This is a genomic window from Pseudomonas sp. SZ40, from assembly GCF_052958135.1.
Window position 1 is genome coordinate 53331 of sequence record NZ_JBQWIF010000032.1, and the last position, 10829, is coordinate 64159.

Genomic DNA, 10829 nt, shown 5'->3' on the forward strand with positions numbered 1-10829 from the left:
GCACTGCGCCGCGGCTCAAGCGCTGGCGTTCTTGTCCAGCTTGCGCAGGAACACGCTCATTTCCTTTTCCGCCTGCTTGTCGCCCTTGGCTTGTGCGGCTTGCAGGCCGCTTTGCCAGGCGCTGCGGGCGGCGTCCGGGTTGCCGGCGGCCTGGTGGGCTTTGCCGAGCAATTTCCATGCGGCCGAGTACTGCGGGTCGTGTTCGACGCAGCGCTGCAGGTGTTCGGCGGCCTTCGCGGCCTCGCCGGCATCCAGATATCCCTTGCCCAGGCCGAAGCGCAGTAGCGAGTTATCCACACCCTTGGCGAGCATCTTTTCCAGTGCTTCGGTGCTCATGGCGCCTCCTTCGTCGGCAGCTTCAAGCGGCAAGCCTCACGCGGCATGTAAAGCGCTCGAGGCTGGCCACTCAAAAAAACGTCAGTCCGACCTGGAACAGCCGTTCCACGTCGCGAATGTGCTTCTTGTCCATCAGGAACAGGATCACGTGGTCGCCGGACTCGATCACCGTCACGTCATGGGCGATCAGCACTTCTTCGTCGCGGATGATCGCGCCGATGGTGGTGCCAGGCGGCAGCGAGATTTCCTTGATGGCCTTGCCGACCACCTTGCTCGAGCGCGCGTCACCGTGGGCGATGACTTCGATGGCTTCGGCTGCGCCGCGGCGCAGCGAGTGCACGCTCTCGATATCGCCACGACGCACGTGGGTCAGCAGGCTGCCGATGGTCGCCAATTGCGGGCTGATCGCGATGTCGATCTCGCCGCCCTGAATCAGGTCGACGTAGGCCGGGTTGTTGATCAGCGTCATCACCTTGCGCGCGCCCAGGCGCTTGGCCAGCAGCGAGGACATGATGTTGGCTTCATCGTCGTTGGTCAGGGCCAGGAAGATGTCGGCATCCTTGATGTTCTCTTCCACCAGCAGGTCGCGATCGGAGGAGCTGCCTTGCAGCACGATGGTGCTTTCCAGGTTCTCCGAGAGGTAGCGGCAGCGCGCCGGGTTCATCTCGATGATCTTGACCTGATAGCGGCTTTCGATGGCTTCGGCCAGGCGCTCGCCGATGTGCCCGCCACCGGCGATCACCACGCGCTTGTAGCTTTCCTCGAGGCGACGCATCTCGCTCATCACCGCGCGAATGTCGGCCTTGGCGGCGATGAAGAACACTTCGTCATCGGCCTCGATCACCGTATCGCCCTGGGGCATGATCGCCCGGTCGCGACGGAAGATCGCCGCCACCCGGGTATCGACCTTGGGCATGTGCTCGCGCAGCTGGCGCAGTTGCTGGCCGACCAGCGGGCCGCCGTAGTAGGCCTTGACCGCCACCAGTTGCGCCTTGCCGTCGGCGAAGTCGATGACCTGCAGGGCGCCGGGGTATTCGATCAGGCGCTTGATGTAGTTGGTCACCACCTGCTCGGGGCTGATCAGCACGTCGACCGGAATCGCCTCGTTGTCGAACAGCGCTTCGCGGGTCAGGTAGGCCGCTTCGCGGACGCGGGCGATGCGCGTCGGCGTGTGGAACAGGGTATAGGCGACCTGGCAGGCGACCATGTTGACTTCATCGCTGTTGGTCACCGCCACCAGCATGTCGGCATCGTCGGCACCGGCCTGACGCAGTACGGTCGGGAACGAGCCCTTGCCCTGGACGGTACGGATGTCGAGGCGGTCGCCGAGGTCGCGCAGGCGGTCACCGTCGGTGTCCACCACGGTGATGTCATTGGCTTCGCTGGCCAGGTGCTCGGCCAGCGTTCCGCCCACTTGGCCTGCGCCGAGGATGATGATCTTCATCGGGGTGCTCCAGCAGCTGCGATCTTGATCAGCTTGGCATAGTAGAAGCCGTCGTGGCCGTCCTGCTGGGCGAGCAGTTGCCGGCCATGGGGCTGTTGCAGGCCGAAGGGGCCGGCGATGTCGAGTTCGCGGGCACCTGGCGTACGTTCCAGGAACGCGCCGATCACCTCGGTATTTTCCGTCGGCAGGGTCGAGCAGGTGGCGTAGAGCAGCATGCCGCCGACTTCCAGCGTGGGCCACAGTGCGTCGAGCATTTCGCCCTGCAGGTTGGCCAGCGCCTGAATGTCGTCGGGCTGACGGGTCAGCTTGATGTCGGGGTGGCGACGGATCACCCCGGTGGCCGAGCAGGGCGCATCGAGGAGAATGCGCTGGAACGCCTTGCCGTCCCACCAGGCAGCGGTATCGCGGCCATCGGCGGCGATCAGGGTGGCATCGAGCTGCAGGCGATCGAGGTTCTCGCGCACGCGCAGCAGGCGTTTGGCTTCCAGGTCCACGGCGACCACCTGTTGCAGCCCGGGCTCGGCTTCGAGCAGGTGGCAGGTTTTGCCACCGGGGGCGGCGCAGGCGTCCAGCACGCGTTGCCCGGGCGCCAGTTGCAGCAGATCGGCAGCCAGCTGCGCGGCTTCGTCCTGCACGCTGACATGCCCCTCGGCGAACCCTGGCAGCAGGGTCACGTCGCAGGCTTGCAGCAAGCGGATGCCATCGCGACTGAAGGTGCAGGGCTCTGCTTCGAAACCGACCTGGCGCAGCCGAGCGAGATAGTCATCGCGGCTGCCGTGGCGACGGTTGACCCGCAGGATCAGCGGCGGGTGGGCGTTATTGGCTGCGCAGATCGCCTGCCAGTGTTCGGGCCAGAATGCCTTGAGCTGTTTTTGCAGCCAGCGCGGATGAGCGGTGTGCAGCACCGGGTCGCGATCCAGTTCTTTGATCAGGCTCTCGCTGTCGCGCTGGGCGTTGCGCAGCACGGCATTGAGCAGGCCCTTGGCCGAGGTCTTCTTCAGCTTGTCGACGCAGCCAACCGTCTCGCCGATGGCCGCGTGGGCGGGTATGCGTGTGTAGAACAGTTGGTAGAGGCCAATCAGCAGCAGGGCTTCGAGGTCGCGGTCGCCATCCTTGAAAGGCTTGCGCAGCAGCTTGTCGGCGATCAGCGCCAGACGTGGCTGCCAGCGCGCGGCGCCGAAGGCCAGGTCCTGAGCGAGGCCACGGTCGCGTGCCTCGACCTTGTCGAGCAGCGGCGGCAGGCTGCTACCCAGCGACGCCTTGCCTTCGAGTACCGCCGCCAGGGCGCGGGCGGCTGCCAGCCTGGGGTTCATACCAGCACCGTGCCGACGGCGAACTGCTCACGGCGGCTGTTGTACAGGTCAGCGAAGTTCAGCGCCTTGCCGCCAGGCAGCTGCAGGCGGGTAAGCAGCAGGGCGCTTGCGCCGCAGGCGACGGTCAGGCCGTCCTTGCTGGCGGCGAGGATCTCGCCGGGCTGGCCCTGACCGTCAGCGAGGCGGGCGGCCAGCACCTTGAGCGGCGCGTCGTTCAGGGTGCTGTGGCAGATCGGCCAGGGGTTGAAGGCGCGGATCAGTCGCTCCAGCTCATCGGCCGGGCGGCTCCAGTCGAGGCGCGCTTCGTCCTTGTTGAGCTTGTGGGCGTAGTTGGCCTGGGCGTCGTCCTGTACTTCGCCCATCAGCGTGCCACTGGCCAGACCGGCGATGGCGTCGACCACTGCCGGCGGGCCGAGCTCGGCCAGCCGGTCATGCAGGCTGCCGCCGGTGTCGTCGGCAGTGATTGGCGTACGCACCTTGAGGAGCATCGGCCCGGTATCCAGACCCGCTTCCATCTGCATCACGGTGACGCCACTTTCTGCGTCGCCAGCCTGTACCGCACGCTGGATCGGCGCGGCACCCCGCCAGCGGGGCAGCAGGGACGCATGGCTGTTGATGCAGCCGAAGCGCGGGATGTCGAGCACCACCTGAGGCAGGATCAGCCCGTAGGCGACCACCACCAGCAGGTCCGGCGCCAGCGCGGCGAGCTCCGCCTGCGCCGCGGCGTCACGCAGGCTCGGCGGCTGCAGCACGGCAATGTCGTGTTCCAGGGCAAGCTGCTTGACCGGGCTGGGCATGAGTTTCTGTCCGCGGCCCGCCGGACGATCCGGCTGGGTGTACACCGCGATGATCTGGTGCGGCGTGTCGAGCAGCGCCTTGAGGTGGGCGGCGGCGAATTCCGGGGTGCCGGCGAATACGATACGCAGAGCTTCGGTCATGGTGTCTCGCTGTTGCTCGGGAGCGCTGGGCGCTGCAGCTGAAAAAGAAAAGGCTTGCCGTGGCAAGCCTTTGCAGAGGGTGGCGTCACACCTGCTGGCGGTGCTGCTTTTCCAGCTTCTTCTTGATGCGGTCGCGCTTGAGCGTAGACAGGTAGTCGACGAACAGCTTGCCGTTGAGGTGATCGCATTCGTGCTGGATGCACACGGCCAACAGGCCTTCGGCGATCATCTCGAACGGCTTGCCGTCACGGTCCAGGGCGTTGATCTTGACCTTCTGCGGACGGTCGACGTTCTCGTAGAAGCCGGGCACCGACAGGCAGCCTTCCTGGTACTGATCCATTTCCTCGGTGAGCGATTCGAAGGCCGGGTTGATGAACACCAGCGGCTCGCTCTTGTCCTCGGACAGGTCCATGACCACCACGCGCTTGTGCACATTCACCTGGGTCGCGGCGAGGCCGATACCGGGGGCGTCATACATGGTTTCGAACATGTCATCGATCAATTGACGCAGGCCGTCATCGACCACGTCCACCGGTTTGGCGATGGTACGCAGGCGCGGATCGGGAAATTCGAGGATGTTTAAAATCGCCATATGCGTTTGTGATGCACTTGTGGAATAAATTCAAAATCCGCTGCTAAGATGACGGCAGCATCGAAAAACGGCTTCACGCCGCGGTTTTACTGGGTTCTGTCGCGGCGCTAGGGCGCTTCACGCGAAGCCACATAATAAAGGGATTCACCGCATGAGGAAATCACTACTCGCCCTGCTGCTGGTCGCCGCGAGCGGCCTGGCAGTCGCCGAGGTGCAACTCAAGGAAGGCCACCCCGATCGTTACACGGTCGTGAAGGGCGATACCCTCTGGGATATTTCCGGCAAGTTCCTGCGACAGCCCTGGAAATGGCCGGAAATCTGGCACGCCAACCCACAGGTGGAAAACCCTCACCTGATCTACCCGGGTGATCTGTTGAGCCTGGTCTACATCGACGGCCAACCACGCCTGATGTTGGGCCGGGGCGAGTCGCGCGGCACCATCAAGCTGTCGCCGAAGGTTCGCAGCACGCCGATGGCCGAAGCCATTCCGACCATTCCGCTGGAAGCGATCAACAGCTTCCTGCTCAAGAACCGCATCGTCGATAGCCCGGAACAGTTCCAGGGCGCACCCTACATCGTCGCCGGCAATGCCGAGCGCGTGGTCAGTGGTGCGGGTGACCGCGTCTACGCCCGTGGCAGCTTCGACCCGGCCGAGCCGGTGTATGGCATCTTCCGTCAGGGCAAGACCTACACCGATCCGGACACCAAGGAATTTCTCGGCATCAACGCCGACGACATCGGTGGCGGCGAAATCGTCGCCGAGGAAGAGGGCGTGGGTACCCTCAACCTGACCCGTACCACTCAGGAAGTTCGCAACGGCGACCGCCTGTTCCCCACCGAGGAACGGGCGATCAACTCGACGTTCATGCCCAGCGAGCCGACTACCGAAATCAAGGGCCTGATTCTCGACGTACCGCGTGGCGTCAGCCAGATCGGCCAGTTCGACGTGGTCACCCTGAACAAGGGCGCCCGTGACGGCCTGGAGATCGGCAACGTACTGGCCGTCTACAAGACGGGCGAGACCGTGCGTGATCGCGTCACCGGCGAGTCGGTGAAGATCCCCGATGAACGTGCCGGCCTGCTCATGGTGTTCCGCACCTACGAGAAGCTCAGCTACGGCATGATTCTCAACGCCTCGCGGCAGTTGGCGGTGATGGACAAGGTACGCAATCCGTAACACCTACAAGCCCCGCCAACGCGGGGCTTGTGCTATTCGATAAGGCCCACGATCAAGGATGATCCGCCATGTCGCTCTCGCTGTCTCCCGCCGAACTTGAAGCCCGCCTGCGCCTGCATTGTCTGCCGGAGCTGGGGCCGAAGCGTTTTCACAAATTGCTCAGTGCTTTCGACAGTGCCTCTGCCGCCCTCAGCGCGCCGGCCAGTGCCTGGCGCTCTCTTGGCTTGCCGCTGGCCTGTGCAGACGCGCGGCGCAGTGCTCAAGTGCGTGAGCGGGCGCGGCTTAGCCTGGAGTGGTTACAGGTGCCCGATCAGCAACTGCTGATGTGGGATGACCCGCGCTATCCCGCTTTGTTGGCAGAAATCCCCGATGCGCCGCCGCTGCTGTTCGTCGCCGGTGACCCGACATTGCTCGAGCGCCCGCAACTGGCCATGGTCGGCAGTCGCCGAGCATCGAAGCCAGGTCTGGATACCGCGCACCGTTTCGCTCGCAGCCTGGCCCGCGGTGGTTTCGTGATCACCAGCGGGCTGGCGCTGGGCATCGACGGGGCGGCGCATCAAGGTGCGCTGGATGTGGGCGGGTACACCGTCGCCGTGCTCGGTACGGGTTTGCAGTGTCTGTATCCGGCACGCCACAAACGCTTGGCCCGGGACATCATCGACGGTGGCGGGGCACTGGTCTCCGAACTACCGCTGGATTCGCCACCCCAGGCGAGCAATTTTCCACGCCGCAATCGAATCATCAGTGGCCTGTCCCTGGGCGTGCTGGTGGTCGAGGCCAGCCCGTCGAGTGGCTCGCTGATCACCGCACGTATCGCGGCGGAGCAGGGGCGCGAGGTGTATGCGATTCCCGGCTCCATTCATCATCCGGGTGCCAAGGGCTGCCATCAGCTGATTCGTGACGGTGCCACACTGGTAGAAAGCATCGACCACATCCTCGAAGCCCTGCGCGGCTGGCAGGCGCCCGCTGCCGAGCATGCGGTGGTTACCGAAACGGCTCCGCAGGCGCCAGCCCATCCACTGTTGGCGCTGTTGCACGCGGCGCCCCACAGCAGTGAAGCGCTTGCCTACTCCAGCGGCTGGCCACTGCCAGAAGTACTGGCCGCATTGACCGAGCTCGAGCTGGATGGGCGGGTTGCCTGTGAAGCCGGGCTTTGGGTGGGCTGCAAGGCGTAATACACTGCGGCCAGTGTTTTCCGGGGGAGATATCCATGATCACCAGTTGGCAGGTTCAGCAGGCAGCGCGTGTGGTACGCGCCGGCGGCGTCATCGCCTATCCGACCGAAGCGGTCTGGGGGCTTGGCTGCGATCCCTGGGATGAAATGGCGGTGGACCGTCTGCTGGCGCTGAAGGAACGGCCCGTGCGCAAGGGGCTGATTCTGGTGGCCGACAACATCCGCCAGTTCGACTTTCTGCTCGAGGATCTGCCCGAGATCTGGCAGGACCGCCTGGCCAGCACCTGGCCCGGCCCGAATACCTGGCTGGTGCCACACCAGGATCGCCTGCCGGAGTGGATCACCGGTGAGCACGACAGCGTTGCCCTGCGCGTCAGCGACCACCCGCGGGTACGCGAGTTGTGTGCCCTGACCGGACCACTGGTGTCGACCTCCGCCAATCCCGCCGGCCGCCCTGCCGCGCGCTCGCGGCTACGGGTCGAGCAGTACTTTCCAAGGCAATTGGACGCCGTGCTGGGCGGCGCCCTGGGCGGGCGCCGTAATCCCAGCGTGATTCGTGACCTGGTGACCGGCGACGTGCGCAGGCCAGCCTGATTAAAAGCCACCGGCCGTGTTCGCTCCCATACTGTCGGCCGTTGGATTTGGTGGGCTGAAGCCCACCCTACGCCACGCCCACATGCCCTGTAGGGTGGGCCGGGCGGCGATCCGCTTCAGCCCACCGATGGCTCGAGGGGACGCAGAGCGCCCCTGAAGCTGAGCGCAGGGAGCGATTCAATGCCACCCCTACGGATCCCATGGCCAGGCGCTCAGGGCAACAGAATGGTCGAGCCGGTGGTCTGCCGGTCGCTCAGCAGGGTCTGTGCGGTGGCCGCTTCGCTCAGTGGATAACGCTGGCCGATCTCGGCGTCGAGTTTGCCCTTGGCGATCATGCCGAACAGTTCGTCAGCCATCTTTTGCAGGCGCTCCGGCGTATCCGCGTAGCTGGCCAGGGTCGGGCGGGTGACGTACAGCGAGCCCTTCTGCGAGAGGATGCCCAGGTTGACTCCCGTCACCGCACCGGACGCATTGCCGAAGCTGACCAGCAGGCCGCGTGGCGCCACGCAGTCCAGAGAGGTTTCCCAGGTGTCCTTGCCGACGCCATCGTAGACCACCGGGCATTTCTTGCCATCGGTCAGTTCCAGCACGCGCTGGGCAACGTTTTCATGGCTGTAGTCGATGGTCGCCCAGGCGCCCTGTTGCATTGCACGCTCGGCCTTCTTTGCCGAACTCACTGTACCGATCAGCTTGACGCCCAGGGCCTTGGCCCATTGGCAGGCGAACGAGCCGACGCCCCCTGCGGCAGCGTGGAACAGAACGATGTCGCCGCTCTTCAGTTCGGCGGTCTGGCGCAGCAGGTACTGCACGGTCAGCCCCTTGAGCATCACCGCTGCAGCTTGCTCGAAGCTGATGGCGTCGGGCAGCTTGACCAGCTTTTCCGCTGGCAGCACATGCAGCTCGCTGTAGCCGCCCAGTGGGCCGGTGGCGTAGGCCACGCGGTCGCCCACCTGGAAGTCCTTCACCTCGGAACCGATCGCGTCGACGAAACCGGCACCCTCGGTACCCAGGCTGGACGGCAGCGAAGGGGGCGCATACAGGCCATTGCGGAAGTAGGTATCGATGAAGTTCAGGCCGATGGCCTGGTTGTGCACACGCACCTCGTGGGGGCCAGGGGCGGCCGGCTGGTAGTCGACGTATTCGAGTACCTCGGGGCCACCGTGGCGACTGAACTGGATGCGTTTGGCCATCGTCTTGCTCCTGCATGAAGGTGAGTGCAATAGACCCCGAATCCACCGGGGCGTTGAACGGTTTTTTCTTCAGCGGTCGAACGTCGCATCTGCCGTTGACCCGCGTCAACTGCAGAGCGCCGACACCCGGTGATATGCTGGCCGCCGATTTCACCCGACGTACGTGACACAAGGTGCCCCCGTGAGTAACCAGACCGAGGCCGTCAAAGCCTACCTGCTCGACCTGCAAGACCGTATCTGTACTGCCCTGCAAGCCGAGGATGGCCAGGGCCACTTCATCGAAGACGCCTGGCAGCGTCCGGGCGGCGGCGGCGGGCGTACGCGGGTGATCGGCGACGGCGCGGTGATCGAGAAGGGTGGGGTGAATTTCTCCCACGTGTTCGGCGACAGCCTGCCGCCGTCGGCCAGTGCCCATCGCCCGGAGTTGGCAGGGCGCGGCTTCCAGGCCCTTGGCGTGTCTCTGGTGATCCACCCGCACAATCCCCATGTGCCGACTTCCCACGCCAACGTGCGTTTCTTCAGCGCCGAGAAGGAAGGCGAAGAGCCGGTCTGGTGGTTCGGCGGTGGTTTCGACCTGACCCCCTATTACGGCAACGAAGAGGACTGCGTGCATTGGCACCGGGTTGCCGAGCAGGCCTGTGCGCCTTTCGGCGCCGATGTCTATCCGCGCTACAAGGCCTGGTGCGATCGCTACTTCCACCTCAAGCACCGCGGTGAACCACGTGGCATCGGCGGGCTGTTCTTCGATGACCTCAACGAGTGGGATTTCGACACCTGTTTCGCGTTCATCCGCGCCATCGGCGACGCCTACATCGAGGCTTACCTGCCCATCGTGCAGCGCCGCAAGGCCATGCCCTTCACCCCGGCACAGCGTGAGTTCCAGGAGTATCGTCGCGGCCGCTACGTGGAGTTCAATCTGGTCTACGACCGCGGCACCCTGTTCGGTTTGCAGTCGGGCGGGCGTACCGAGTCGATTCTCATGTCGCTGCCACCGCAGGTGCGCTGGGGGTATGACTGGAAAGCGCAACCGGGCAGCGAGGAAGCACGCCTGACCGAGTATTTCCTGACTGACCGCGATTGGCTGAACGTCCAGAACCAGGCTTGAAGGTCTGCGCAAAAAGCTTCAGGCTTGCCGCCTTTGGCTTTTGCGAACGGAAATTTCATGGATCGCTACGGTGTATTCGGCAACCCAATCGGCCACAGCAAGTCGCCGCTGATCCACCGCCTGTTCGCTGAGCAGACTGGCCAGGTGTTGAGCTACGAAACGCTGCTGGCGCCGCTGGAGGATTTCGATGGTTATGCCCGGGCCTTCTTCGCCGAAGGCCATGGCGGTAACGTGACCGTGCCGTTCAAGGAGCAGGCCTATGCCCTGGCCGACAGCCTGACCGAGCGCGCGCGCCGCGCCGGTGCGGTGAATACCCTGAAGAAGCTCGATGACGGCAGTCTGCTCGGTGACAATACCGACGGTGCCGGTCTGGTGCGTGATCTGACCGTGAATGCCGGCATCGACCTGCGCGGCAAGCGCATTCTGCTGCTCGGTGCCGGTGGCGCGGTACGCGGCATTCTCGAACCGTTCCTGGCACAACAGCCGCAGATTCTGGTGATCGCCAACCGCACCGTGGAAAAGGCCGAGCGCCTGGCCCGGCAGTTCAGCGATCTTGGTCCCGTGGTGGCCAGTGGTTTCGACTGGATCGATGCGCCGGTGGATCTGATCATCAACGGCACCTCCGCCAGCCTGTCCGGCGCGCTGCCGCCGATCGCCGCCAGCCTTATCCAGCCGGGCCACACCTGCTGCTACGACATGATGTACGGCGCCGGCCCCACCGCCTTCAATCGCTGGGCTGCGGAGCAGGGTGCTGCACGCACCCTCGACGGCCTCGGCATGCTGGTCGAGCAGGCCGTGGAAGCCTTCCACCTGTGGCGCGGCGTACGCCCGGACAGCGCACCGGTCCTGGCCGAACTCCGTCGCCAACTGGCTGCCTAGCGGCCGGTAACCCGGTAGGGTGGGCTTCAGCCCACCTGCGCGGTATCCCGCCCTTACGCTCGTGAGGTTGCCGCCAACCGTAACGGC

General features: G+C 64.8%; 11 protein-coding genes. 5 read left to right on the forward strand and 6 right to left on the reverse strand.

Annotated elements, in window-relative coordinates:
- Positions 1-15 precede the first annotated feature (15 nt).
- The 5 genes from ACT9T4_RS20990 to def all read right to left on the reverse strand — a co-directional run bounded on the left by ACT9T4_RS20990 (position 16) and on the right by def (position 4623).
- Positions 16-336 (reverse strand): tetratricopeptide repeat protein, encoded by a 321-nt coding sequence (locus tag ACT9T4_RS20990; protein ID WP_042556039.1) that lies wholly within the window; start codon positions 334-336, stop codon positions 16-18.
- 70 nt (positions 337-406) lie between these two features.
- Positions 407-1780 carry a Trk system potassium transporter TrkA gene (gene trkA, locus ACT9T4_RS20995; RefSeq protein WP_042556038.1) on the reverse strand — a complete coding sequence of 458 codons (1374 nt, stop codon included), beginning with the start codon at positions 1778-1780 and terminating at the stop codon, positions 407-409.
- On the reverse strand, positions 1777-3093 hold the full coding sequence (gene rsmB / locus ACT9T4_RS21000; protein WP_499118773.1) for a 16S rRNA (cytosine(967)-C(5))-methyltransferase RsmB: 1317 nt from the start codon (positions 3091-3093) through the stop codon (positions 1777-1779). The genes trkA and rsmB overlap by 4 nt, the downstream gene beginning before the upstream one ends.
- A complete protein-coding gene (gene fmt / locus ACT9T4_RS21005; RefSeq protein WP_179539446.1) occupies positions 3090-4031 on the reverse strand; it encodes a methionyl-tRNA formyltransferase in 942 nt (313 codons plus the stop codon). The genes rsmB and fmt overlap by 4 nt, the downstream gene beginning before the upstream one ends.
- 85 nt (positions 4032-4116) lie before the next feature.
- On the reverse strand, positions 4117-4623 hold the full coding sequence (gene def / locus ACT9T4_RS21010) for a peptide deformylase (RefSeq protein ID WP_042556035.1): 507 nt from the start codon (positions 4621-4623) through the stop codon (positions 4117-4119).
- 151 nt (positions 4624-4774) lie between these two features.
- On the opposite strand from def, the gene ACT9T4_RS21015 reads away from it, so the two are divergent.
- The 3 genes from ACT9T4_RS21015 (at position 4775) to tsaC (ending at position 7568) form a co-directional block, all read left to right on the forward strand.
- Complete coding sequence (locus ACT9T4_RS21015; RefSeq protein ID WP_499118776.1) at positions 4775-5800, forward strand: LysM peptidoglycan-binding domain-containing protein; 1026 nt, start codon at positions 4775-4777, stop codon at positions 5798-5800.
- A 68-nt stretch (positions 5801-5868) separates the two neighbouring features.
- The gene (dprA, locus tag ACT9T4_RS21020; protein WP_499118778.1) at positions 5869-6975 is read left to right on the forward strand and encodes a DNA-processing protein DprA; all 1107 of its coding nucleotides are present in this window, start codon (positions 5869-5871) and stop codon (positions 6973-6975) included.
- Between the two features lie 35 nt (positions 6976-7010).
- Positions 7011-7568 carry an L-threonylcarbamoyladenylate synthase type 1 TsaC gene (gene tsaC, locus ACT9T4_RS21025; protein ID WP_042556032.1) on the forward strand — a complete coding sequence of 186 codons (558 nt, stop codon included), beginning with the start codon at positions 7011-7013 and terminating at the stop codon, positions 7566-7568.
- Between the two features lie 212 nt (positions 7569-7780).
- Here the strand turns inward: tsaC and ACT9T4_RS21030 are convergent, their stop codons facing one another.
- Positions 7781-8758, reverse strand: a complete 978-nt coding sequence (locus ACT9T4_RS21030) for an NADPH:quinone reductase (RefSeq protein ID WP_042556031.1) — start codon at positions 8756-8758, stop codon at positions 7781-7783.
- Positions 8759-8939: 181 nt separating this feature from the next.
- Between ACT9T4_RS21030 and hemF the strand changes: the two genes are divergently transcribed.
- Positions 8940-9863, forward strand: a complete 924-nt coding sequence (gene hemF, locus ACT9T4_RS21035; protein ID WP_042556030.1) for an oxygen-dependent coproporphyrinogen oxidase — start codon at positions 8940-8942, stop codon at positions 9861-9863.
- A gap of 57 nt (positions 9864-9920) precedes the next feature.
- The gene (gene aroE / locus ACT9T4_RS21040; protein ID WP_042556029.1) at positions 9921-10742 is read left to right on the forward strand and encodes a shikimate dehydrogenase; all 822 of its coding nucleotides are present in this window, start codon (positions 9921-9923) and stop codon (positions 10740-10742) included.
- Positions 10743-10829: the final 87 nt, after the last annotated feature.

What these genes read in the sequence shown, in the direction of transcription:
- ACT9T4_RS20990 (WP_042556039.1), bottom strand. Translation starts at nt 336, where the DNA reads ATGAGCACCGAAGCACTGGAAAAGATGCTCGCCAAGGGTGTGGATAAC.
- rsmB (WP_499118773.1), bottom strand. Translation starts at nt 3,093, where the DNA reads ATGAACCCCAGGCTGGCAGCCGCCCGCGCCCTGGCGGCGGTACTCGAA.
- aroE (WP_042556029.1), top strand. Translation starts at nt 9,921, where the DNA reads ATGGATCGCTACGGTGTATTCGGCAACCCAATCGGCCACAGCAAGTCG.
- trkA (WP_042556038.1), bottom strand. Translation starts at nt 1,780, where the DNA reads ATGAAGATCATCATCCTCGGCGCAGGCCAAGTGGGCGGAACGCTGGCC.
- def (WP_042556035.1), bottom strand. Translation starts at nt 4,623, where the DNA reads ATGGCGATTTTAAACATCCTCGAATTTCCCGATCCGCGCCTGCGTACC.
- dprA (WP_499118778.1), top strand. Translation starts at nt 5,869, where the DNA reads ATGTCGCTCTCGCTGTCTCCCGCCGAACTTGAAGCCCGCCTGCGCCTG.
- fmt (WP_179539446.1), bottom strand. Translation starts at nt 4,031, where the DNA reads ATGACCGAAGCTCTGCGTATCGTATTCGCCGGCACCCCGGAATTCGCC.
- ACT9T4_RS21015 (WP_499118776.1), top strand. Translation starts at nt 4,775, where the DNA reads ATGAGGAAATCACTACTCGCCCTGCTGCTGGTCGCCGCGAGCGGCCTG.
- ACT9T4_RS21030 (WP_042556031.1), bottom strand. Translation starts at nt 8,758, where the DNA reads ATGGCCAAACGCATCCAGTTCAGTCGCCACGGTGGCCCCGAGGTACTC.
- tsaC (WP_042556032.1), top strand. Translation starts at nt 7,011, where the DNA reads ATGATCACCAGTTGGCAGGTTCAGCAGGCAGCGCGTGTGGTACGCGCC.